The sequence below is a fragment of the Nocardioides plantarum genome (assembly GCF_006346395.1).
Taxonomy (GTDB): domain Bacteria; phylum Actinomycetota; class Actinomycetes; order Propionibacteriales; family Nocardioidaceae; genus Nocardioides; species Nocardioides plantarum.
In genome coordinates this window covers 364044-387526 of the sequence record NZ_VDMS01000002.1, presented here as the reverse complement: position 1 = coordinate 387526, position 23483 = coordinate 364044, and the positions used below count along the sequence as shown (strand labels likewise).

The following is a 23483-nucleotide window of genomic DNA, read 5'->3' as shown; positions in this document are numbered from 1 at the left end:
CATGCTGACCCGTCGTACACGTACGACGGGTCAGCGTGTTTTTCGGCCTGTGACAGGCTCGGGAGAGCGATGAGGACCATGCAGAAGACCCCGCAGAAGACCGCGCAGGAGGCCCCCCAGAAGGCCCTGCAGAAGACCGGCACCACCCGCACCCTGTCGACGGTGCGCGACAGCGAGGGAGCGATCACCTCGCGGGTCCGGCGTACCGTCCTGCCCGGAGGGCTGCGGGTGGTCACCGAGCAGATGGCCGGGGCCCGCTCGGCCACGATCGGCGTGTGGGTCGACGTCGGCTCGCGCGACGAGACGACCAAGCTGCACGGCTGCTCCCACTTCCTGGAGCACCTGCTCTTCAAGGGCACCCACGAGCGCTCCGCCCTCGACATCTCGGTGGCCCTCGACGCGGTGGGCGGGGAGTTCAACGCCTTCACCGCCAAGGAGTACACCTGCTTCCACGCGCGCGTGCTCGACGAGGACCTGCCGCTCGCGGTCGACGTGCTGGGCGACATGATCACCAGCTCGCTGCTCAGCCCCGACGACGTCGAGGCCGAGCGCGAGGTGATCCTCGACGAGATCGCGATGCACGACGACGACCCCGACGACGTCGTGCACAACCTCTTCGCCGAGCAGACCTGGGGGCCGACGTCGCCGCTGGGCCGGTCGATCTCCGGCACCGAGGAGTCGATCGCCGGGCTCGACCGCGCGACGATCCAGCGCTTCTACCGCCGCCACTACCGTCCCGAGCACGTCGTGGTGTCGGTGGCCGGCAGCCTCGACCACGCCGCCGTCGTACGCCACGTCAAGCGGTTCTTCGGCCGCCGCGACTGGCTGGCCGGCGAGGCCGAGCCGGTCGGCCCGCGCCGCGGGGCCAAGCGGGTGCGGGTGCACCCCGGCCACGTCGAGACCACCCGGCCCTTCGAGCAGGTCAACGTCGTGCTCGGCATGGAGGCGTTCGGCCGCGACGACGAGCGTCGCTTCGCCCTGGGCGTCCTCAACACCGCGCTCGGCGGCGGCACCTCGTCGCGGCTGTTCCAGGAGATCCGTGAGCGCCGCGGCCTGGCCTACTCCGTGTACTCCTTCACCTCCCACTACGCCGACTCCGGTGTCGTGGGGGTGGCGGTCGGCTGCCTGCCGGCCAAGCTCGACGAGGTGCTGGCCAACGTCCGTCTCGAGCTGTCACGGGTCGCCGCCGACGGCATCACCGAGGACGAGCTGGTCCGCGGCAAGGGCCAGCTGCGTGGCGGGCTGGTCCTCGGGCTCGAGGACTCCGCCTCGCGGATGATCCGGCTCGGCAAGGCCGAGCTGATCCACGACGAGCTGCTCGAGATCGACGAGATCATGGCCCGCATCGACGCGGTCACCCTCGACGAGGTGCGCGAGGTGGCCGCCGAGGTGTTCTCCCGCCGCGAGATCCTCGCGGTCGTCGGGCCCAGCTGATCCTGCGCACCCCGACGGTGGTCGAGTCGTCCTCGGCCCCACCAGGTCCCGACGCGCCGGTTCGACCTGCTCGACCACCGTCGATCACGCGCCGAGCAAGCTCGGTCGCGTGATCGGGTCGCGTGATCAGTTGGGGGCGTGCACGTGCTGGCCGTCGCCGAAGTCGGCGTCCTTGTCGAAGGTCCGCCGCTCCAGGAAGGGGTACGACGACGTGTCGGTCGCCGAGACCAGCTGGGGGACCGCGCCGACGAAAGGCACCGGACCGCCGTGCTCGCCGTACGGGTCGGTCCACCAGCGGGTCGGTCCGCCGTCGTTGGTGACCACCGTCTGGCCGAGGTAGAAGTCGCGCTCGGCGCCGTCGAACGGTGAGCGCGGGTCGCTCGCGGCGAAGGGCTCCTGGCCGGTCAACGGCAGCCAGGGGTCGGCGTCCACGACGCCCCCGTCGGCGGGGTCGGTGAGCCAGGCCGCACCGACGACCGGGGCGGCGGGCAGGCCCGGTGCGTCGTAGTAGCGGGCCGGGTTGCGGACCCCGAACCATGGATCGAAGGCCGCGAGCGTGCGGCCGTCGGCGGCGACGATCCGGTTGGTCGACTCCCAGACCTCGTAGACGCCCCACGGGTCGGTGTGGGCGCCGCCCAGGTCGGGGTCGACGAGGACGTAGTCGTCGATGCACTCCCGATCGGGAATCCGTCGGCGTCCGCCGTCGCCGGCCGGCAGGTTGCTGCCGCTGGTCGGGACCGTGACCGACGCGTCGCAGCTGCGGGTGAACTCGTTGGGGTTGCCGAACCGCGTCATCAGCGACGTGACCAGCCGGGTGCCGTCGTTGCAGGCGGCGGCGTAGACGAGCTCGTGGGCGTTGTTGGCGGTCGCGTCGGCGGAGTGGGAGCCCTGGTGGACCTTCATCAGGAAGTCGCACGTGACCGGGACCCGGTTGCCGTCGGCGTCGGTCGTGTAGACGTAGCCGCGCGGCTCGGCGGCGACGAGCCGGACGTCGTTGCGCACGATCACCTTGTGGCCCACGTTGTCCTCGTGGCGGGTCGCGACGTCGGCGTGCTGGCCGGCGTAGGCCGTGAGCTGCTCGCTGACGTAGCCGAAGGGCAGCCCCGCCCGGTCCGGGAAATCCAGAGAGCGGAACTGGTCGACGACCAGGTCGTAGACGTCGGAGGTGCGCGGGTCGTCGCCGTGCTCGTGGCCGAAGGTGCAGGACTCCCCGGTGGCCGGGTCGGTCACCACCGGCGGGTGCCAGCCGGGGTAGAGCTTGCCGTCCGGGCCGACCACCGCGTAGCTGCGGTGCAGCGCTGCCGAGCAGGTGTCGTAGGCCGACGGTGTCCAGTTGCGGTCGGTGTAGGCGTACGACGTCGCCGGGACCGGCGCGGTCGCCGGACGGCGCAGCGCCACCACGAAGTGACGGTCCGGCCGCCGGGCCGGGGTCCGCGCCGCGGTCCCGACCTTGGCCTGGACGGCGCCCGACGCCGGGACCAGGGCGAGCTGCGCCGAGGTGAGCGTGAACGACACGGTCTGGGTACGCCGGGCCGGCACCGAGTAGGACACGCGGCGCCCCACGACGGTGCCGACGCGCAGCCACCGCTGACCGGTGCAGCGCTGGGCGGCGGAGCAGGAGAGCCGCACCCGCAGGACCCGGTCGGCCGCCACCACCGCATGGGTCGTGGTGACGGCCAGCTGGGGCTGGACCCGGGCGGCGGGGTCGTCGTGGACCCCGTGTCCCTGGTGCGCGCTCGCGGCGGCCGCGGGAGCGGCCGGGGTGGGGGTCCCCGGGGCGCCGAGCGCGCCGAGGACCCCGACGAGTGCCAGGACGGCCGGCGCGATCGCGCGCCTCATCGGACGACGACCAGGGTGACGAGCGACGACCTCGACGGGGCGACGAGGCCGCTGCCGCGGTAGGTGACCCGCAGCCGGTGCGTGCCGGGACGCAGCCGGGGGAGGGTGAACCTGACGACGCCGTCGGAGGCCCAGGCGGTCCGGGCCGGCTGTCGCGCACCGGTCAGCACGAGCGAGCCGGTGGTGGGGACCCCGTCGACGATCCTCACGACCACGACGCCCCGCCGGTCGGCGGAGATGCGCGCGTGCTGCAGGCCGGCGACGACCCGGGACGGCGTCCTCGCGACCACGACCGAGGTGCTCGTCGTGGCGGTGGCGTGGGTGCCGTCTCCGGAGTACGACGCCACGACGGTGGCGCGACCGGGCGTGACCCGGGTCCGGGCGACGCCGAGGGTGGCGCGGCCCTCGACCAGCGGGGCCGTGCCGAGCACGGCGCCCCCGGCGGTGAACATCACCTCACCGTCCGGCGCGGGTCCCTCGCCGGTGACGTCGGCGACGAGCCTCCAGGCGGTGCCGTAGGTCGGGGCGACCGGGGCCACGGCCACGGTGCTGGCGAACCGGTCCACCGTGAGGACGACCGGGGCCGAGGCGGACGAGGCGAGACCGGCCTGCCCGGCATAGCTCGCGACGACGGAGAGCTCGCCGCTCGCGGTCGCGGTGACGTCGCAGGTCGCGGACCCGTCGACGAGCGCGAGGTCGGTGCAGCCGGGGAGCGGGCCGTCGGCGTCGGCGAAGGTGACGGTTCCTCCCGGCACGATCGTCGAGCCCGCCGGCCGGGTGACGTCGGCGGTGAGCGTGGCCGAGTCTCCGGGCAGGAGGGTGTCGTCGTCGGTGCTCAGCGTGGTGCGGGAGAGCAGGTCGCCGTCCAGGGCGACGAGGACCTCTCCGGCCTGGGCCCCGCCGCGGTTGGCGAGGTCGGCGGTCACGGCGAAGTCGTCGGCGTCGTTGCCGTCGACGTCGCCGAGCCCCGCGACCTGGCGGCCGAACCGGTCCCCGGCGGCGATCCCGTCGATGCGGTAGCCGGCCTCGGGGTCGAGGTTCGCCAGCGAGACGGCCGTCGTGCCGGAGCGTCCCCGGACGACGTACGCCGCCCCGGCACCGCTCAGGGTGCCGCCGGTGGTGTCGACCGGGTCGTAGCCGTAGGCGCCGAGCAGCAGGTCGGGCACCTCGTCGCCGTCGACGTCGCCGATGCCGGCGACCGAGTAGCCGGTGGCGTCGGACGCGGCCGCGCCGTCGATCCAGAACCCGCGGGGTCGCACGTCGGCGGGGTCGGTGCAGGTGCCGGTGCCCGGGTCGGAGGTGCAGGTGAAGACCTGGACCGCCGCGGTCGGGTCGGTGTAGACGGTGGCGGGGGAGGCGGCGCCGAGGACGACCGCGGCGCCACCGTTGCGGGGGCCGGTGGTCGCGTTGCCGACGCCGTCGGCACCGATGAGCAGGTCGGCGAGCCCGTCGCCGTCGAGGTCACCGGCGGCGGCCACCGAGATCCCGAGACGGTCGCGCTGCCGCTGCGGCCCGCGCACGCTGAACCCGGCGTCGCCGAGGGCGGCCAGGTCGACCTCGCGCGTGGTGGTGCCGGTACCGCCACCGAAGACGACGTACGCCGCCCCGGTGGCCGCCACTGCCGTGCCCCACGGGGTGGAGGTGTAGGCACCCAGGAGGATGTCGTCGACCCCGTCGCCGTCGACGTCGCCCGCGCGACTGATCGCCCCCAGGCGCTCACCCGTGAGGGCGCCGTCGATCGTGACGAGGACCTGGCCGGCGGCCGGTGCCGTCAGGTCGACGTCGGTGATGTCGTCCTGGCCGGCGACGATCCAGACCCGGCCGTTGTTGTCGCGGCCGCGGGTGTCGGCGACCACGGCGGCGAGGCCGAAGTCGTCGAGCCCGTCGTCGTCGACGTCGCCGACGGGGGCGAAGGAGAAGCTCAGGTTGCCGGCGTCGGCGCCACCGTCGACGACGTACCCGCGGTCGCCGAGGGAGTCGAGGTCGAGACCGTCGAAGTCCTCGGAGCCGAGCACCACGTAGGCCTTCTGCGCCACGTAGTAGCTGATGCCGAGGTCGTCGAAGCCGTCCCCGTTGACGTCTCCCAGGCAGCCGACCGCGAACGCGGTGGTCGCACTGGCGACGGCGGGCCCGTCGATGCGGACCGCGCCGGCGGCCGATGGACTGGACAGCGAGGCGCCGTGGACGTCGTCGGCACCGAGGATCACGTAGGTCGCGCCGACGTTGGTGAGCGGCGCCTTGTCCCAGAACCATGCGCCGACGACGAGGTCGGCACGGTCGTCGCCGTCGACGTCGCAGCGGCCGGTGGCCAGCGCGTTGCCGGTGGCGCTCGAGACGTCCCCCTGCCACCGGAGCAGCTCGGTGGGACCCAGCGCGGCTGCCCGGCCGGCGCCGGGCTCGTCGGCCGAGGCGGCGCTCGCCGAGAGCGTCGTCGCCCCGGCCGTGGCGAGCAGGGGGAGGAGGAGCGCGGACGCCGAGACCGCGGCGCGGCGACGGCCGCGACGGCGGACGGGGCCGTGGTCGCGGCCGGAGGACGAGGTGGGCACGGATGAAGCCTTCCTGAAAATGAGGTAAGGCTTACCTTAGTCATATCGTCGCGTGGCAGGCATCGGTGGGGACGGTCCACGACCGTCCCCCCAGGCGCGAGGGTCAGCGGCGCCCGATGATCCCGACGACCGGCGGCTGCTTGTTGTCGACGACCGAGACCCGGAAGCCGCCCTGCGACAGCGCGGCCGAGGCGCCCTTGACGATCTTGGGCACGTCCTCGGGGATCTTGGTCTCGAAGAACAGGTGGACCGCCCCGCCCGGCACGACCCGCTCGTGGAGCAGGGCGACCTCGTCGGCACACTCGCGCACCCAGAACAGGTTGACGTTGAAGGCGAACACCTTCGTCAGCCGCTTGACCGGGACCCGCAGCGTGGCCAGGTCGATCTGGCGGACCGTGAGGCGGCCGGCCTTGATGGCGTCGGCGTTGCGGCGCTTGGTGCGGTCGACGCCGGACTCGGACCGGTCGATCGCGAACAGCTTGCCGGTCTCGAGGCGGGAGCAGATCAGCTCGGCGGCGGCGCCTGCGCCGCAGCCGATCTCGAGCACGTGGTCAGCGGGCTGGGGGTCCATGAAGTCCACCGCCCATCGGATCCGTGCCGGAATCTGTTGCGCCACCATGCGTCCACCCTGCCAGAACCGAGTCCCGCAATCACTCACCGGCATATAACGTGAGCGCCGTGGCGGACCGGGCAGCGACGACGACGGCGGCAACGGCGGTCGACCAGATCGCGGTCGGGGTGCTGGGAGCCCGGGGCAAGGTCGGCTCCGAGGTGTGCCGTGCGGTCGCCGCGGCCCCCGACCTCCGACTCGTGGCCGAGGTCGACCAGGGCGACGACCCTCGCGTCCTGGTGGAGTCCGGAGCCCAGGTGGTGGTGCACTTCACCCACCCCGACGTCGTGATGGACCACCTCGCGCTGTGCGTCGAGCACGGCATCCACGCCGTGGTCGGCACGACCGGCTTCGACGACTCACGGCTCGAGACCCTGCGCGACCAGCTCGGCGACGCGCCGCGCAGCGGCATCCTGATCGCGCCCAACTTCTCCATCGGCGCCGTGCTCATGATGCGCTTCGCCGCCCTCGCCGCGCCCCACTTCGAGTCGGTCGAGGTCATCGAGCTGCACCACCCCGACAAGGCCGACGCCCCCTCGGGCACCGCACGCCGCACCGCCGAGCTCGTCGCGGCTGCCCGTCGTACGGCGGGGGTCGCGGCGGCGCCCGACGCGACGTCGACGGCGCTCGACGGCGCGCGCGGCGCCGACGTCGACGGCGTCCCCGTCCACTCGGTGCGGGTCCGCGGGCTCGTCGCCCACCAGGAGGTCGTCCTCGGCGGCCCCGGCGAGACCCTCACCATCCGCCACGACTCACTCGACCGGTCGTCGTTCTCTCCCGGCGTGCTGGCCGCCGTGCGCGCGATCGGCGACCACCCGGGGCTGACCGTCGGCCTGGAGCACCTCATCGACCTGGGCTGACCGCGTCGGGCGGCCGTCGAGGTCGCAGGGTTGCAGGTTGCTGCGTTGCACAAACGTGGGGCCGACGCCTGGTCGACCGCGCCGCGGTGTGCGCGACATGGTGTCGGCGACGGCGTCTGCTCCCGGCGTCGCACCTCTCGAGAGGCATCAGCATGCGCACATCCATGGGTCTCGCCGCCGCATCGGTCCTGGTCGTCGGCACGCTCGGCGTCCAGGTCGCACCCGCGACGAGCGCGCCGTCGAGCGGCTCGTCCGCCACCACGACCGCCACGACCGGCGCCACGACCGGCACCACGACCGGCGCCACGACGGCCGCGTCCCTCGACCGTCTCGCCGCGCGGGCGATCGCCGCCCTGGCCGACCACCCGGGCGCGGCCCGCGCCAGCGTCGAGCAGGAGCTCGTCGCCAAGGACGCCTTCACCGACCCCGACGGCACCACCCACGTGCGGATGGACCGGACCTACCGCGGGCTGCCGGTCCTCGGTGGCGACCTCGTCGTCCACCAGGCACCCGACGCCACCCTCGAGGGCGTGACCCAGACGCTGAGGGCGCCCCTGACCCTCTCGGTCGCGCCGGTGCTCGGCGCCTCCTCGGCGCGATCGAAGGCCCTCGCGCCGACCCGCGCCACCCGCGGCATCGACGGCCTCCGCGCGTCCCAGGCCGCTCCGCGCCTCGTCGTGGACGCCCTCGGTACGACGCCCCGCCTCGCCTACGAGGTCAGGACCACCGGTGTCCAGGCCGACGGCACGCCGAGCCGCCTGGCGACGTACGTCGACGCCCGCACCGGCCAGGTCATCCGCCGGGTCGAGGGCATCCACACCGCCGACGGGCAGGGCACCTCGCTCTACAGCGGCACCGTCCCGATCTCGGTCACCCGGAGCGGCAGCACCTTCACGCTCACCGACGCCGCCCACGGCAACGCCAAGACCACCGACGCCCAGAACAAGGAGGACTCGGTCCTCTGCTCGATCCTCGGGGCCGGCTGCGTCAAGGGCGTCGCCTACTCCAGCCCCGACAACAGCTTCGGCAGCGGGACCAACGCCAACCGCGAGTCGGCGGCCGTCGATGCCCACTACGGCGGCGCGGTGACCTTCGACTACTACAAGAACGTCCTGGGCCGCAACGGCATCTTCGGCAACGGCACCGGCGCCCCCAGCCGCGTCCACTACGGCGCCAACTACGTCAACGCGTTCTGGGACGGCACCAAGATGACCTACGGCGATGGTGATGGCACCTCCTTCGGCCCGTTGGTCTCCCTCGACGTCGCCGGCCACGAGATGTCGCACGGCGTCACCGAGAACACCGCCAACCTGACCTACTCCGGTGAGTCCGGCGGCCTCAACGAGGCGACCTCCGACATCTTCGGCACCATGGTCGAGTTCTACGCCGCGAACGCCAACGACCCGGGCGACTACTACATCGGCGAGGAGTTCGACCTCGCCCAGGGCGTCGGCTTCCGCCGGATGGACAACCCGATCTCCGACGGGTCCTCGCCCAACTGCTACAGCGCCGACACCAAGAACCTCGACGTCCACTACTCCTCGGGCGTGGCCAACCACTTCTTCTACCTGCTCGCCGAGGGGTCCGGCGCCAAGACCATCGGCGGCAAGGCCCACAGCTCGACGACCTGCAACGGCTCGACCGTCAGCGGGATCGGCCGCGACGCCGCCCAGCGGATCTGGTTCCGCGCGCTGACGACCTACTTCACCAGCGGGACCACCTACGCCCAGGCCCGCACCGCCACCCTCAGCGCGGCTCGCGACCTCTACGGCACCGGCACCCAGTACGACGCCGTCGCCGCCGCGTGGAGCGCGGTCGCGGTCGGCTGAGGGCACCCCGATCGGAAGGGCCCGTGCCGGACGGAACCGGCACGGGCCCTTTCGCCGTCTCCGACCGGGTCAGACGAGGGCGGTGTGCAGGCGGACCTGCTTGATCGTGCTCGTCCCGCCGCCGTCGACGTCGAGCTCGCGGTGGGCGGAGTCGGCGGCCCAGCCGGCCCCGACGAGGAACGCCCGGCGGACGTCGTCGCCGGCGATGGCCCAGGTGACCGCCCGCGTGAACCGGTCGGCCTCGAGGGTCTCGGCCACGGCCTGCAGCAGCCGGCTGCCGTGGCCCTTGCCCTGCTCGGCACGGATCACCACGAGCTCGGCGAGCTCGCCGTCGGCGACGGGGTCGCAGTCGGGGTCGGTGGCCGGTGTCGTCACGGCGAAGCCCACGACCCGGTTGCGCTCCAGGGCCACGAGCACCCGGTTGCGGGCGTCGGAGGACCGCGCCAGCGACGCGCGCCAGGCCTCGGCGACCGGCGCGGCGTCGTCGGGGACCGATCCGGCCGGCAGCACCCCGGCGTACTGCTCGCTCCAGGCCGCCACCTGCAGGGCGGCGATCGCCTCCGCGTCGTCGGCCCAGGCGATGCGCACCGAGACGTCGGCCGTGGGTCCGTTGCTCATCGCCGAGTCACCATGGCCCGATCATCGCAGCCGCCCATCCACCTCCTAGGTTGGGTGGCATGGAATTCCGCAACCTCGGAGCGAGCGGCCTGCGTGTCTCGGCCGTCTCCTACGGCAACTGGCTCACCCACGGCTCGCAGGTCGAGGAGGACGCCGCGCTCGCGTGCGTGCGCCAGGCCCTCGACGAGGGCATCACGACCTTCGACACCGCCGACGTCTACGCCAACACCGCGGCCGAGACCGTCCTCGGCAAGGCACTGGCCGGCGAGCGCCGGGCGGGGCTCGAGATCTTCACCAAGGTCTACTTCCCGACCGGCCCCGGCGGGCCCAACGACCACGGCCTGTCCCGCAAGCACATCCTGGAGTCGATCGACGGGTCGCTGCAGCGCCTGCAGACCGACTACGTCGACCTCTACCAGGCCCACCGCTACGACCACGAGACCCCGCTCGAGGAGACGATGCTGGCCTTCGCCGACGTCGTACGCGCGGGCAAGGCGCTCTACATCGGCGTCTCGGAGTGGCGGGCCGAGGAGATCCGCGCCGCGGCCGCGCTGGCACGCGAGCTGCACGTGCCGCTGGTCTCCAACCAGCCGCAGTACAACATGCTGTGGCGCGTCATCGAGTCCGAGGTCGTCTCGACCTGCGAGGAGCTCGGACTCGGCCAGATCGTCTGGTCGCCGATCGCCCAGGGCGTGCTCACCGGCAAGTACCTCCCCGGGGCCGAGCTGCCCGCGGGCTCGCGCGCGACCGACGAGAAGGGCGGCGCCGACATGATCAAGCGCTGGCTCGAGGACGACGTCCTCGAGCGCGTCCAGCGCCTGCAGCCCGTCGCTGCCGACGCCGGTCTCTCGATGGCCCAGCTCGCGGTCGCCTGGACCCTGCAGAACCCCAACGTCGCCTCGGCCATCATCGGCGCGTCCCGCCCCGAGCAGGTCACCGACAACGTCAAGGCCGCCGGCGTCACCCTCGACGCCGACGTGCTGTCCGCGATCGACGAGATCGTCGGTGACGTCGCCGAGCGCGACGCCGCCAAGACCCAGTCCCCGCGGCGTACCGAGAGCTTCGGCTGACGCTGACCCGTCGCCCATGGGCGACGGGTCAGCGTGAAAAAGCGATCGACCCGTCGCCCATGGGCGACGGGTCGATCACGTGTCAGCGGTAGTGCTCGGGGAGCGCCTGGCCGATCTTGACCTTGGGCTTGGGCAGGCGCATGAACTTCATCTGCATCGCCCGGGTGACGGCGTAGTAGGTGGTGCCCTTGAGGGGCGCGTCGGGGAAGCGCAGCGCGAGCTGCTTGCGCAGCCGCAGGCGCAGGATGACCAGGTCGACCAGCAGCACCAGGAACAACGGGATCACCAGCGGCGAGTAGATCAGCGCGACGAACATCAGCGGGATGACGACCTCGGCGAAGCCGAAGCGCGCGTCGACGAAGTCGCGGATGAAGCGGCGGACGGGACCCTTGTCGCGGGGGAGCAGGTAGCGCTCGTCGCCGTCCTTCATGCCCTGGCGGATGCGCTGGCTCGACTCGCCGCGCGTGGCCCGGGCCCGGGCGTTCTGCTCCTTGCGGGTGCGGGGGACCCTGGCGCGCTCACGGGCGGCGGCCTCGGCCTCCTTGCGGGTCGGCGTGGGCCGACCCTTGCCGTCGGCCTTGGTGAGGGTGACGGTCGGGGAGGACTCTTCGGACTTCGTACGACGCAGCTTCATGACGCGCTCAGCCTACCGGCTGCCATCGCGGCTGCCCGTCGCCGATCTTGCCGCCGCGGCATAGGGTGCTCGCATGAGCATGATGAAGCGGATGAGCATGATCTTCCGGGCGAAGGCCAACAAGGCGCTCGACCGGGCCGAGGACCCCCGCGAGACGCTCGACTACAGCTACCAGCGTCAGCTCGAGCTGCTCGCCAACGTACGCCGCGGGGTCGCCGACGTGGCGACCAGCCGCAAGCGCGTCGAGCTGCAGGTCACCCAGCTCGAGCAGCAGGCCGCCAAGCTGCAGGGCCAGGCCGAGAAGGCGCTGCAGATGGACCGCGAGGACCTGGCTCGCGAGGCGCTGACCCGCAAGTCCGGGCTCGCCCAGCAGATCAGCGACCTGCAGGCCCAGCACGCCCAGCTGCAGGGCGAGGAGGAGAAGCTCGTCCTGGCCCAGCAGCGGCTGCAGGCCAAGGTCGAGGCCTTCCGCACCCGCAAGGAGACGATCAAGGCGACCTACACCGCCGCCGAGGCCCAGACCCGCATCAACGAGGCCGTGTCCGGCATCGGCGAGGAGATGGGCGACGTCGGCCTGGCCGTCCAGCGCGCCGAGGACAAGACGGCGCAGATGCAGGCCCGCGCCGGCGCCATCGACGAGCTGATCGCCTCCGGCGCCCTCGACGACGTGACCGGCGGCGGCCCGAGCGACGACATCTCTCGCGAGCTGGAGTCGATGAGCCACCAGTCCGACGTCGAGCTCGAGCTGGCCCGGCTCAAGGGTCTCTCGGCCCCGCAGGCCCCCGGTCAGCTCGGTGCCGCCGAGCCCGGCGCGGCCGACCCGCTGGCCAAGCAGACCGAGGGGGAGACCCCCCGATGAGCGACGGCCTGATCGTCCGCATCCTCGGCGAGGGTCAGTACGACGTCGCCGCCACCGCGCTCGACCGGCTCAACGAGCTCGACGCGGCCGTCGAGTCGGCGGTCGCCGCCGGCGACGAGGAGTCGTTCCGCCCGGCCCTGCTCGCCCTGCTCGACGGCGTCCGCACCGTCGGGGTCCCGCACGCGGCCGACGCCCTCGACGAGTCCGACCTGATCCTGCCCCACGGCGAGTCCTCCCTCGACGAGGTCCGCGACCTGCTCGCCGACGACGGGCTGATCCCCGGCTGACGTCGGCCCCGTTTCGGGCCTCCGGGACACTGGGGTCATGGCACGCACACGCTTCGTCGGCGACGCCGGGCTGACCGCCCGGATGACGCTCGTCATGTTCCTGCTCGGTGGGCTGTTCGTCGCGCTCGTCGTGGTGCTGGCCGCCGTGGTCGGCGGCACCATCGGCGTGCTGATCGGCGTGGCCGGCATCGGTGTCGCGGTCTACCAGTGGGCCAAGAGCGACACCCTGGCCATGCGGGCCATGCGCGCGCGTGAGGTGACGCCCCAGGAGGCGCCCGAGCTGCACGGCATGATCGACCGGCTCTGCGCCCTGGCCGACATGCCCAAGCCGCGGGTCGGCATCGCCGACACCAGCGTGCCCAACGCGTTCGCCACCGGCCGCTCGCCCTCACGGTCGGTCGTCTGCGTGACCACCGGGATCCTCCAGCTGCTGACCGCCGAGGAGCTCGAGGGCGTGCTGGCCCACGAGCTCTCCCACGTCGCCCACCGCGACGTGCTGGTGATGACGGTGGCGTCGTCGGCCGGCATCGCGGCCGGCACCCTCACCCAGGGCGCCCAGTACGGCGGCCTCGGCCTCTTCAACAGCGGCCGCCGCGACAACAACGGACCGCCGGTGTGGCTGCTGGTGCTCGTCGTGAGCATGGTCGTCTACGCCGTCAGCTTCGTGCTGCTGCGGCTCCTCTCGCGCTACCGCGAGCTGTCGGCCGACCGGGCCGGCGCCTACCTCACCCTCAAGCCCGCGGCCCTCGGCTCGGCCCTGCAGAAGATCGCCGGCGGGGTCGAGCGGTCGACGTCGCGCGACCTGCGCCAGGTCAGCGCCGGGAGCGCGCTGTGCATCAGCCCGATCAGCCTGAAGGGCCTCGCCTCGACCCACCCGCCGCTGCAGCGGCGACTCGAGCAGCTCGCCACGATCCAGTCCGAGCTCGACCGGCCCCGCTGATGGGCCTCCTCGACTCGATCCTCGGGCGCACCAAGCCCAAGCAGGCCAACCTCGACGCGCTCTTCCAGGTGCCCTCGGCGGCGATCACCCTGCAGGCCGCGCTCGGCCTGGTCCCGACCGGCGACGGATCGGTCTGCTACCGGGCGGCTGCCGGGCCCGCGTTCGCCGACGCCCAGAGCGGTGTCCTGGAGCTGCTCGACGCCGCCACCGACGCGCCGCAGGTCCGGGTCAGCACCGACGGGTTCGGCTTCACCTGGCTCGAGGTCGACCACCCGCCGTACGACCCCCAGGAGGGCGACCTCGGGGGGCTGTGTACCGACCTGCATGCCGTCAACACCACGCTCGAGGGGGCCGGCTTCGGTCCGGCGCTGCTCTGCTCGCTGGTGCCGTTCGCCGACAGCAGCGGGCGCGGCGTCGGTCTGGTCTACCTCTACAAGCAGGGCACGTTCTATCCCTTCGCCCCCGCGGCCGGGGGCGGGCAGCGCCGCGAGGAGCTGCTCGAGATCCAGGTCCGCGACCTGCTGCGCACCGAGCTGCCCGTCGAGGACGACCCGGCTCGCCGGCTGGCGATCTGGGGCGCCCCCGGCCTGACCTGACACCCGAGCCGTCGCCACGGCGTCCGGCAACGCCGGGCGGCATCCGGATGATCGCGCGCACCCGCCGCTCTGGTTACCCTCGTCGCGACATGACCGACACCACGGGCGCGCTGAGGCGCGCGAGCATCGATCAGTACGACGTGCTGGGCCATCCCCCACGACTCGAGCTCACGGCGATCGTCGAGCTCGCCGCGAAGGTCTGCGGGACCCCGATGGCGACCGTCAACCTGATCACCGACACCGAGCAGCACCAGGTGGCGGCCTACGGGTTCGACGCCGGCATCTGCCGGCGCGAGGACTCCATGTGCGCCGCGGTGCTCGGCCAGGACACGCCGCTGGTGGTGCCCGACGCGCGCGAGGACGTCCGCTTCCGCGACAACCCGTTCGTCACCGGGGCCATCGGCAGCGTCCGCTTCTACGCCTCCCACCAGCTGACCAGCCTCGACGGCGTCGTCATCGGCACGCTCTGCGTCTTCGACGACAAGCCCCGCACCCTCGACGCGGAGCAGGTCGAGGCGCTCGGCACCCTGGCCGAGCGGGTCGTCGACGTGCTCGAGCTCTCGCTGCGCAGCCGCCAGCTCGCGCAGTCCAACGAGCGGCTGTCGTCGTTCGCCGGACGGGTCAGCCACGACCTGAAGTCCCCGCTGACGAGCGTGTCGATGTCGCTGGAGATGCTGCGCGAGCGCCTGGCCGACGACGACCAGGCCGACGACGCGGTCTGGCTCCTCGAGCGCGCCATCAACGGGTCGCGGCGGATGGCCTCGCTGATCGACGAGGTGCTGTCCTACGCCAGCCTCGGCGGGGCGATGTCGGCCGAGCCGGTCGACCTCGGCGAGGTGCTCGGCGACGTCCTGAGCGACCTGTCCGGCTCGCTGTCCGGGGTCGAGGTCTCGCGCGGACCGCTGCCGACGGTGGTGGGCGACGCGACCCAGCTGCGCTCGGTGCTGCAGAACCTCCTCGACAACGCCTCGAAGTACCGCCACCCGACGCGCCCGCTGGCCATCGCCGTCTCGGCCGCCCGGGTCGACGACACCCGGGTCGCCGTCTCGGTCGCCGACAACGGCCTGGGCGTCCCCGCCGCCGATCGCGAGCGGGTCTTCGAGCCGCGGGTCCGGCTCAGCGACGACGACCGCGGCTCCGGCATCGGCCTCGACACCGTACGACGCGTGGTGCAGGCCCACGGCGGCTCGATCGCCATCTCCGAGACCCCCGGCGGCGGCGCCACCGTGACCTTCGAGCTGCTGGTCTGACCCACGCAGCACCTCGCGTCAGTCGAGGCAGAGCTCGTTGCCCTCCGGGTCGGCGAGCACGATGAAGCCGTGGCTGAGCGGTGGGTCGGGCTCGAAGCGCGCGAGCCGGGTGGCCCCGGCGGCGACCAGACGCTCGGCCTCGGCCTCGATCGCCGTCATCCGCTCCTCGCCGTGCAGGCCGGGAGCCGCGCGGACGTCGAGGTGGACCCGGTTCTTGGCCGTCTTGGCCTCGGCCACCTGCTGGAAGAACAGTCGTGGACCGGTGCCCTCGGGGTCGTGGCAGGCCGAGCGCGTGTTGCGCTCCTCGAGCGGTACGTCGTACGCGTCGAGCGCTGCGTCCCAGGTCTCGAAGCCCGGCGGGGGCGGGTCGGGGACGTAGCCGAGCGCCTGGCACCAGAAGCGCATCAGCGTGTCGGGGTCGGCGCAGTCGAAGGTCACCTGCAGCTCACGGCTCATGGACCCGACGGTGCCACGCACCGCGGACGATCTGCTTCCGGGTCCGACGGTGCCGCCGGGGGTGGCACGATGAGGCGGTGCCGCACTCCCTCTCCGGTCGCGCCGAGACCGCGATGCAGGCCCGGGTGCTCGCCGAGCTGCGCGACCACGGCCCGCTGTCACGCACCGAGCTCGGGGAGCGGCTCGAGGTGTCGCGGACCACGATCGGCGCCGAGGTGGGCCGGCTGGCCGAGATCGGGCTCGCCCACGAGACCGGGCCCGCCGTCTCGCGCGGCGGACGCCGTTCGACGATGGTCGACCTGGCCGCCGACATCCGGTTCGTCGGGATCGCCATCGGGGCCACCGGCCTCGTGGTGGGGGTCACCGACGGCCGCCTGGCGGTCCTGGCCACCGAGCACGTGCCGGGCGACATCCGCCGTGGGCCCGACGCGGTGCTCGGTGTCGCGCTGGAGGCGGTACGACGGTTGCTGCGCGACCTCGGCGTCGAGCACCCCATGGGGGTGGGAGTCGGCGTCCCCGGCCCGGTCGACTTCGGGCGGGGCGTGCCGGTGGCCCCGCCGCTGATGCCCGGCTGGGACGGCTACCCGGTGCGCGACACGCTCGCGCGCGAGCTCGGCTGCCCGGCGGTGCTCGACAACGACGTCAACGTGATGGCGGTGGGCGAGCGGCACGCCGGAGTGGCCCGTCACGCCCGCGACTTCCTCTTCGTCAAGATCGGGACCGGCATCGGCTGCGGCGTGGTCGTCGACGGCGACCTCTACCGCGGGGTCAACGGCTGCGCCGGGGACATCGGGCACATGCAGGTCCGCGGCGACGGCCGACGCTGCGTCTGCGGCAACCTCGACTGCCTCGAGGCCTACGCCGGGGGAGCGGCCCTGGCCGAGGACGCCACCGCCGCCGCTCTCCGGGGCCGGTCGCCGGTCCTGGCCGAGATGCTCGCCGAGCGCGGCCACCTCACCGCCGAGGACATCGGTACGGCGGTGGCCCGCGGCGACCTGGAGGCCGCCACCCTGCTCCGCGAGAGCGGGCAGCGGGTCGGCCAGGTGGTCGCCGGGCTGGTGTCGTTCTTCAACCCGGGGCTCATCGTCATCGGCGGACGGGTGAGCGGCCTGGGGCACGCCCTGCTCGCCGAGATCCGTGGGACTGCCTACCAACGCTCGCTCCCACTGGCCACCGGCAACCTCCCGATCGTGCTCAGCGAGCTGCCCGAGCGGGGCGGGGTGATCGGGGCCGCCCGCCTGGTCAGCTCGACGGTCTTCGCGGCGGCCTCGACCTGACCCAGAACGCCCTCCCGCTTACGCAAATGAGTTTCGTAAGTTGGTCACCTGGTTGACGTTGTCTAGACCGCCTCCTAGGTTCGGTGTGACGACCATCACCTCGCCGCCCCGGTGCGGCGCATGGGAGGTCCCGGTCGTCTCTCGAGCAGCACCCACCGCAAGGAGCAACTACGTGCAACGACGTCTCTCGGGCGTGCTGGCCGCGGTCGCAGCCAGTTCGGTCACCCTGTCCCTCGCCGCCGTCGGCGGCCTCACCTCTCCCGCGGCCGGTCACCCCGGCCACGACGATCCTCCGGACCCGGTGCCGGACGCCCAGTTCCAGAAGGTCACCCTCAACGACCGTCCCGGCGAGCCGATGGACCTCGCCGTGCTTCCCAACGGCGACGTCCTGCACACGACGCGCGCGGGGGTCATCTGGCACAACGACGCCGAGACCGGGGTCAACTCGATCGCCGCCCGCGTCCCCGTCTACAACCACGACGAGGAGGGCTTGCAGAGCATCGCCCTCGACCCCGGCTTCGACGGCAAGAAGAACTCCTGGGTCTACCTCTACTACTCACCCAAGCTCGACACACCGGCCGACGACCCGACCACCGCCTCGATCAACGAGGGCGACGCGCCGCTCGACGGCACCAAGGCCGACTTCGCGCCGTACAAGGGCGTCATCCGGGTCTCGAAGTTCAAGCTCGTCAACGACAAGGTCAAGCTCAACACCGAACGCCCGGTGATCGACGTGCCCGTCGACCGGGGCATCTGCTGCCACGTCGGCGGCGACATCGTCTTCGACTCCAAGGGCAACCTGATCCTCGCCACCGGCGACGACTCCAACCCCTTCGAGTCCGACGGCTACGTTCCGCTCGACGAGCGCCCCAACCGCAACCCGGCCTTCGACGCCCAGCGCACCGCCGCCAACACCAACGACCTGCGCGGCAAGATCCTGCGGATCAAGCCCGGCAAGCGCGGCGGCTACACCATCCCCGCGGGCAACCTGTTCCGCCCGGGCAAGGCCAAGACGCGCCCCGAGATCTACGCCATGGGGCTGCGCAACCCGTTCCGCATCGAGATCCACCCGCGCACCGACAAGCTGTGGGTGGGCGACTACTCGCCCGACTCCAAGACGCCCGACCCCGCCCGCGGCCCCGACGGCAAGGGCAAGTGGGTGCAGATCGAGAAGCCGGCCAACTTCGGCTGGCCCTACTGCGCCACCGACGAGCTGCCCTACGTCGACTACGACTTCGCCACCAAGACCTCCGGCAAGCCGTTCAACTGCGCCGCGCCGCGCAACACCTCGCCCAACAACACCGGTCTGGTCAAGCTGCCGCCGGTCGAGAAGCCCGAGATCTTCTACGGCTTCGGCGTCTCGCCCGAGTTCCCCGAGCTCGGCACCGGCGGCATCTCGCCGATGGCCGGTCCCGCCTACCAGTACGACGTGCGCAAGACCCGCGGCAAGACGCCGGTCGCCTGGCCCGAGCAGTACGACAACACGCCGCTGCTCTACGAGTGGAGCCGTGACTACATCAAGGGCATCCACCTCGACGGGGGCGAGGTCGCCGCGATCGAGGACGTGATCCCCGGCATCGTCGTGGACAACCCGATGGACATGGAGTTCGGCCCCGACGGCGCCCTCTACGTGCTCGAGTACGGCGACGGCTACTTCGCCGAGAACCCCGACGCCCAGCTCTCGCGCATCGACTTCATCGGCGCCAAGGGCAACCACAGCCCCGAGCCGAAGGTCACCGCCACTCCCTCGGCCGGTCTGGCCCCGCTGAAGGTCAAGTTCTCCAGCGCTGGCACCACCGACGCCGACGGCGACCAGCTCAAGTACGCGTGGGACTTCGACGGCGACGGCCGCGTCGACAGCACTGCCAAGAACCCGTCGCACACCTACCGTGACGAAGGCAGCTACCGCGCGACGCTCACCGTCACCGACGTCGGCGGCAAGCACCGCGGCCGGCACGCATCGGCCGACGTCGACATCGTCGTGGGCAACCAGACGCCGGTCGTCGAGTTCGTGACGCCCACGCCCGACGACACCTTCCAGTTCGGCGACACCGTGTCCTACGAGGTGACGGTCACCGACGACACCGAGGTCGACTGCAGCAAGGTCACCGTGACCTACATCCTGGGTCACGACAGCCACGGCCACCCGCAGAGCACGGCCAACGGCTGCACCGGCACGCTCACCACCACGGTGCCCGGGGGTCACGACCCGGGTCAGGACGACCTGAGCGCGGTCTTCGTCGCCCAGTACGACGACGGCGAGCTCACCGGGAGCGCCGAGGTCAGGCTGGAGCCCACCACCGCGCCCTGACCGCACCACCACACGGTCCCGCGGCCCGTCCCTTCACGGACGGGTCGCGGGATCGTTTGCGTCGCGGGAGCCTTGTGGTCCGCGGGTGGACCCGGCTTGTCGAGATCGGTCGCCAGGTCTCGACGCGCCGGTCGGCCGGGGCCGAGCAAGCTCGGCCCCGGCCGCGGCTTGCTCGATCACCGTCGATCGGCCGGCCCTCGTTCCTCGGGCCGGCGCGATCAGTCCTTGTGCGACTTGCCCGGGAGGTCGAGCATCCGCGTCAGGGCCACCAGCGCGTCGCGCTCGGTCTCGGGGTCGACCTCGATGCGGTTGACGACCGCACCGTCGACCAGCGACTCGAGGGCCCACACGAGGTGGGGGAGGTCGATGCGGTTCATCGTCGAGCAGTAGCAGACGTCCTTGTCGAGGAAGGTGATCTGCTTGTCGGGGTGGGCCTTGGCCAGGCGCTGCACGAGGTTGAGCTCGGTGCCGATGGCCCACGACGACCCGGCGGGCGCCGCCTCGATGGTCTTGATGATGAACTCGGTCGAGCCGACGAGGTCGGCCTTGAGGACGACGTCGTGGCGGCACTCGGGGTGCACCAGGACCTGGACGCCGGGGATGGTGGCGCGCAGCTCGTCGACGACCTCGGGCGTGAACCGGCCGTGGACCGAGCAGTGGCCCTTCCACAGGATCACCTTGGCGGCGCGCAGCTGGTCGGCGGTCAGGCCGCCTCCCGGCAGGTGGGGGTTCCACAGGACGCAGTCGTCGAGCGAGTAGCCCATCTGCAGCACGGCGGTGTTGCGGCCGAGGTGCTGGTCGGGGAAGAAGATGACCTTGGTGTCGGGGCCGTGCTGGGCGAAGGCCCACTCGAGGGCGACCTCGGCGTTGGACGACGTGCACACGACGCCGCCGTTGCGGCCGCAGAACGCCTTGATGTCGGCGCTGGAGTTCATGTAGGTGACGGGGACGACGAGGTCCTGCACGCCCGCCTCGCCCAGGGCCCGCCAGGCCGCCTCGACCTGGGGGAGCCGCGCCATGTCGGCCATCGAGCAGCCGGCGGCCAGGTCGGGCAGGATCACCTGCTGCTCGGGTCCGGTCAGGATGTCGGCCGACTCGGCCATGAAGTGCACGCCGCAGAACACGATGAACTCGGCGTCGGGACGGGCCGCCGCGTCGCGGGCGAGCTTGAAGGAGTCGCCGGTGACGTCGGCGAACTGGATGACCTCGTCGCGCTGGTAGTGGTGCCCGAGCACGAAGACCCGCTCGCCGAGGGCCTGCTTGGCCGCGAGCGCGCGTGCCACCAGCGAGGGGTCGGACGCCGCGGGCAGGTCGCCCGGGCACTCCACGCCGCGCTCGGAGCCACGATCGATGCCGCGGCCGAGGGGGAGGAGCGGGAGGTCGACGGTCGTCATGTCTGGATCCTAGGTCTGCCGGTCGGGGCCCTCGACGTGTGCCAAGGTGGCCGCCATGTCAGGGACGGAGCACGCATCGGCTCAACCACCGGTCGGTCCGGTTCGTTCCCCGTGCGAGACGAGCGTGGCGTGGACCCCGTCGAGCCGCTGAGGAACCCGGTCGCCATCGGCCCGTTCCGGACGTCGGTCGGCCTGGCCGACGTGCACTTCGACGGCCTGCGGCTACGCCTGGTGGTCCTGCGCGGCCTGCGCGACCGGCTCGACCGCTACCGGTCGGTCCTGGTCGCCACGGCCGCCACCGCCGCCGTGGCCTCCTGGTACGCCGCCCCGCCCGCGCGCTGGGTCGTGCTGGGTCTGGCGCTGCTCGCCGCCGTCGTCGGTCTCGCCGCCCCTCGGCGTACCGGGGTCGCGCGGGAGTGGGCCGAGACCGACCTGCACCTGATGGACCCCGTCCACGGCGCCGTCCGGGCCCACCTGGTGCTGCACACCGCGACCGGGGAGCTGAGGCTCTCGGGCTGGTTCTGGCGCCGACGCCAGCTCGACCACCTGCAGCGGGTGCTGGGTCAGGAGCGCTGACCTGGCTCCACGGGCGACGCTGCTGCCCTATCGTGCGACGCCTCAAGTACGCACTCCTCCCGACCCCTGCCGATACCCTCGCGATACCCGTGCCGACCCCAGGGACCCCCCATGCGCCCCCCACCGCTCAGCCGCCTGCTGACCCCCCTGCGCCGCGTCCTGTCCGGCGTCCTGCCCAGCGTTCTGCTCGCCAGCCTGCTCCTGTCGGCCCCCGATGTGCCCCGCCCGGGCGAGGACCGGGGCGTGCTGGAGCCGGTCGCCACGTCGAGCGACTGCCGCGGGGCCCGGTCCTTCGCGGTCGCCGGCTGCGACCCCCTGCAGCGCTCCGGGGCGGTCACGCCGACCACCACACGTGCCGTCGGCGACCGGCCCGACGTCTACGCCCGCGGCTGCATCGCCAAGCCGCCGACGTTCCCCGTCGTCAGCTGCGAGCAGGCCCTGACCCGCGGGCGCCTGCACGTCGCCCTGCTCGGCAACAGCCTCGCGTCGCAGTGGGCCGACGCGATGGCCCAGGTCGGTCGTGACCACGGCTGGCGCGTGACGACCTACCTCGCCTCGTCCTGCCCGCCGACCGACCTCGTGGTCCCGGACTCGACGTTCCCCGAGCCCGGCTCGGCAAAGCGCTGTCACGACTGGGGCCGGGCCGTGCGCGCGCGGATGATCCGCCAGGGCGTCGACGTGGTGGTGGTGTCGGCCTCGTCGGGATCCGCGGTCGACCGGAGCCAGGCCGAGCAGGGCTACCTCGACTACCTGCGGCCGCTGACGACGGCGGGCGTCCTGGTCGAGGTCGTGCGCACCACCCCGCACCCGTCGCTCACCCTCGACAGCGAGCCACCCCGGTGCCTGCGGGCCAACATCGGTCGCTACCTCCGGTGCAGCGACAGCCGCGAGGCCTGGGTCGAGGACGACCCGCTGTACGCCGCGGGCGCCCGGCTGCGTCGCGACCGCGCCGGTCTGATCGACCTGACGGACCGCACGTGCACCGCGACGACCTGCCCCTCGGCGGCCGGTGGCGTGCTGCTCTACCGCGACGGGCTGCACCTCACGCGGACCTACGTCCAGACGCTGCGCCCCTACCTCGACTACCGGCTGACCTCGGCCGTCCGCGCCGACCGCTGACCCACGTCGTCCCCGCGTCGGCCCACGTCGACCCCACGTCGCGCAGCGCTCAGAGCAGCGCGCCGTGGTGCAGGTAGGTCGTCGGCGGACGCAGCCCGCGCAGCGCGAGGTAACCCCGGGTGCGTACGTCGAGGCGGGCGGCCGCGCCGACGGCGACGGCCCAGTCGTTGGCGCCAGTCACGTGCCCGATCGTCTGCTCGGCCGGGCCGTCGGCGATCGCCGACCAGAGCAGCGCCTGCGCCGTACGCCGGTTGCTCGCGGCGAGCAGCACCACGGCACCGGTCGCGCCGAGGTAGGCGTAGCCCGAGCCGGCCGTGGTGTCGCTGACGATCGTGCGGAACAGGCCCTGCAGCATCGGGTGGTCGGGACCGTGCCCGGCGCCGCGGGCGCGACGGTCGAGGGAGTCCATCAGCTCGGTGTCGGCGGGGGTTCCCTCGCGCACCCTCCGACCGGTGTCCGCCGGGATGGCGCGCCGGTCGACGGTGCCCGTGAGGTGCATCTGCGGGTGCATGGTGAAGCCGGCCAGCAGGTAGCGGCGCACCGCCCGGGGGTCGTCGGAGGCGGAGAGCATCCCCTGCAGGCAGCCGCGGCTGTGGGTGAGCGCGGCGTCGAGCACCTGCTTGCCGATGCCGCGGCCCTGGCGCCCGGGCCGCACGGCGTACGTCGCCAGGATCCAGGTGCCCTCGCGCCGGATGCTGGTCGCGAAGCCGACCATGGTCCCGTCGGCGTCGTCGACCGCCCAGCAGCCGCCGGGATCGGTGTCGAGGAAGTGCCGGGTGCGGGCCACCCAGCCGGCGCGGTGCTCGGCGGTGCGCGGCTGGGGGTCGGGCTCGTCGCGCCGGTACACCTGGCGGTCGAGCGCGAGGAAGGCCTCGCCGGAGAGCTGCTCGGCCGCCGCGACGTCCTCGGCGCGCATCGGTCGCACCAGCACCTCGCCCATGCCGCCCACCGTAGGCGCACGAGGTGACCGGCAGGATG

General features: G+C 72.8%; 21 protein-coding genes. 13 read left to right on the top strand and 8 right to left on the bottom strand.

The genetic code is table 11. The annotated features are described in order from the left end of the window. Positions 1-69: 69 nt before the first annotated feature. Entirely contained in the window at positions 70-1434 is a 1365-nt protein-coding gene (locus FJQ56_RS13850) for a M16 family metallopeptidase (protein WP_342776459.1), read from the top strand. Positions 1435-1560: 126 nt separating this feature from the next. Here FJQ56_RS13850 and FJQ56_RS13845 read toward each other — a convergent pair whose 3' ends face one another. From FJQ56_RS13845 to FJQ56_RS13835, 3 genes are all read right to left on the bottom strand, one after another. After that, entirely contained in the window at positions 1561-3273 is a 1713-nt protein-coding gene (locus FJQ56_RS13845) for a hypothetical protein (RefSeq protein WP_140010145.1), read from the bottom strand. Next, on the bottom strand, positions 3270-5819 hold the full coding sequence (locus tag FJQ56_RS13840) for an Ig-like domain repeat protein (protein ID WP_140010144.1): 2550 nt from the start codon (positions 5817-5819) through the stop codon (positions 3270-3272). Before FJQ56_RS13840 ends, FJQ56_RS13845 begins: the two co-directional genes overlap by 4 nt. Positions 5820-5922: 103 nt before the next feature. Continuing rightward, positions 5923-6438 carry a class I SAM-dependent methyltransferase gene (locus FJQ56_RS13835; RefSeq protein ID WP_140010143.1) on the bottom strand — a complete coding sequence of 172 codons (516 nt, stop codon included), beginning with the start codon at positions 6436-6438 and terminating at the stop codon, positions 5923-5925. 107 nt (positions 6439-6545) lie between these two features. Here FJQ56_RS13835 and dapB point away from each other — a divergent pair, with 107 nt between their 5' ends. Beyond that, a complete protein-coding gene (gene dapB, locus FJQ56_RS13830) occupies positions 6546-7289 on the top strand; it encodes a 4-hydroxy-tetrahydrodipicolinate reductase (protein WP_140010452.1) in 744 nt (247 codons plus the stop codon). A gap of 152 nt (positions 7290-7441) precedes the next feature. Continuing rightward, positions 7442-9118, top strand: a complete 1677-nt coding sequence (locus FJQ56_RS13825) for a M4 family metallopeptidase (protein ID WP_140010142.1) — start codon at positions 7442-7444, stop codon at positions 9116-9118. Between the two features lie 69 nt (positions 9119-9187). On the opposite strand, the gene FJQ56_RS13820 is transcribed toward FJQ56_RS13825, so the two are convergent. Then, positions 9188-9736, bottom strand: coding sequence for a GNAT family N-acetyltransferase (locus FJQ56_RS13820; RefSeq protein ID WP_140010141.1), 549 nt, complete (start codon positions 9734-9736; stop codon positions 9188-9190). 59 nt (positions 9737-9795) lie between these two features. Between FJQ56_RS13820 and FJQ56_RS13815 the strand changes: the two genes are divergently transcribed. After that, positions 9796-10806, top strand: a complete 1011-nt coding sequence (locus FJQ56_RS13815; RefSeq protein ID WP_140010140.1) for an aldo/keto reductase family protein — start codon at positions 9796-9798, stop codon at positions 10804-10806. 82 nt (positions 10807-10888) lie between these two features. On the opposite strand, the gene FJQ56_RS13810 is transcribed toward FJQ56_RS13815, so the two are convergent. Continuing rightward, the gene (locus FJQ56_RS13810) at positions 10889-11440 is read right to left on the bottom strand and encodes a DUF3043 domain-containing protein (protein WP_140010139.1); all 552 of its coding nucleotides are present in this window, start codon (positions 11438-11440) and stop codon (positions 10889-10891) included. A 73-nt stretch (positions 11441-11513) separates the two neighbouring features. Between FJQ56_RS13810 and FJQ56_RS13805 the strand changes: the two genes are divergently transcribed. From FJQ56_RS13805 to FJQ56_RS13785, 5 genes are all read left to right on the top strand, one after another. Beyond that, complete coding sequence (locus FJQ56_RS13805; RefSeq protein WP_140010138.1) at positions 11514-12299, top strand: PspA/IM30 family protein; 786 nt, start codon at positions 11514-11516, stop codon at positions 12297-12299. Further along, positions 12296-12586: a PspA-associated protein PspAA gene (pspAA, locus tag FJQ56_RS13800; RefSeq protein ID WP_246084157.1), complete on the top strand. Its 291-nt coding sequence runs from the start codon at positions 12296-12298 to the stop codon at positions 12584-12586. Before FJQ56_RS13805 ends, pspAA begins: the two co-directional genes overlap by 4 nt. A 37-nt stretch (positions 12587-12623) precedes the next feature. Continuing rightward, complete coding sequence (gene htpX, locus FJQ56_RS13795; protein WP_140010137.1) at positions 12624-13526, top strand: zinc metalloprotease HtpX; 903 nt, start codon at positions 12624-12626, stop codon at positions 13524-13526. Continuing rightward, the gene (pspAB, locus tag FJQ56_RS13790; protein ID WP_140010136.1) at positions 13526-14122 is read left to right on the top strand and encodes a PspA-associated protein PspAB; all 597 of its coding nucleotides are present in this window, start codon (positions 13526-13528) and stop codon (positions 14120-14122) included. The genes htpX and pspAB overlap by 1 nt, the downstream gene beginning before the upstream one ends. Positions 14123-14211: 89 nt before the next feature. Continuing rightward, positions 14212-15372: a sensor histidine kinase gene (locus FJQ56_RS13785; RefSeq protein WP_170215407.1), complete on the top strand. Its 1161-nt coding sequence runs from the start codon at positions 14212-14214 to the stop codon at positions 15370-15372. Positions 15373-15390: 18 nt separating this feature from the next. Here FJQ56_RS13785 and FJQ56_RS13780 read toward each other — a convergent pair whose 3' ends face one another. Beyond that, positions 15391-15828 carry a VOC family protein gene (locus FJQ56_RS13780; RefSeq protein ID WP_140010134.1) on the bottom strand — a complete coding sequence of 146 codons (438 nt, stop codon included), beginning with the start codon at positions 15826-15828 and terminating at the stop codon, positions 15391-15393. A 77-nt stretch (positions 15829-15905) separates the two neighbouring features. Here FJQ56_RS13780 and FJQ56_RS13775 point away from each other — a divergent pair, with 77 nt between their 5' ends. Together FJQ56_RS13775 and FJQ56_RS13770 are read left to right on the top strand one after the other, a co-directional pair. Further along, positions 15906-17105 carry an ROK family transcriptional regulator gene (locus FJQ56_RS13775; RefSeq protein ID WP_246084156.1) on the top strand — a complete coding sequence of 400 codons (1200 nt, stop codon included), beginning with the start codon at positions 15906-15908 and terminating at the stop codon, positions 17103-17105. Positions 17106-17277: 172 nt separating this feature from the next. After that, on the top strand, positions 17278-19416 hold the full coding sequence (locus FJQ56_RS13770; protein WP_246084155.1) for a PQQ-dependent sugar dehydrogenase: 2139 nt from the start codon (positions 17278-17280) through the stop codon (positions 19414-19416). 218 nt (positions 19417-19634) lie between these two features. Here the strand turns inward: FJQ56_RS13770 and nadA are convergent, their stop codons facing one another. Then, positions 19635-20810, bottom strand: a complete 1176-nt coding sequence (gene nadA / locus FJQ56_RS13765) for a quinolinate synthase NadA (protein ID WP_140010133.1) — start codon at positions 20808-20810, stop codon at positions 19635-19637. A gap of 129 nt (positions 20811-20939) precedes the next feature. On the opposite strand from nadA, the gene FJQ56_RS13760 reads away from it, so the two are divergent. Both FJQ56_RS13760 and FJQ56_RS13755 read left to right on the top strand, forming a co-directional pair. Further along, on the top strand, positions 20940-21386 hold the full coding sequence (locus tag FJQ56_RS13760; protein WP_140010132.1) for a hypothetical protein: 447 nt from the start codon (positions 20940-20942) through the stop codon (positions 21384-21386). Between the two features lie 111 nt (positions 21387-21497). Then, the gene (locus tag FJQ56_RS13755) at positions 21498-22505 is read left to right on the top strand and encodes an SGNH hydrolase domain-containing protein (protein ID WP_140010131.1); all 1008 of its coding nucleotides are present in this window, start codon (positions 21498-21500) and stop codon (positions 22503-22505) included. Positions 22506-22554: 49 nt separating this feature from the next. Here the strand turns inward: FJQ56_RS13755 and FJQ56_RS13750 are convergent, their stop codons facing one another. After that, positions 22555-23445: a GNAT family N-acetyltransferase gene (locus tag FJQ56_RS13750; RefSeq protein ID WP_140010130.1), complete on the bottom strand. Its 891-nt coding sequence runs from the start codon at positions 23443-23445 to the stop codon at positions 22555-22557. Positions 23446-23483: the final 38 nt, after the last annotated feature.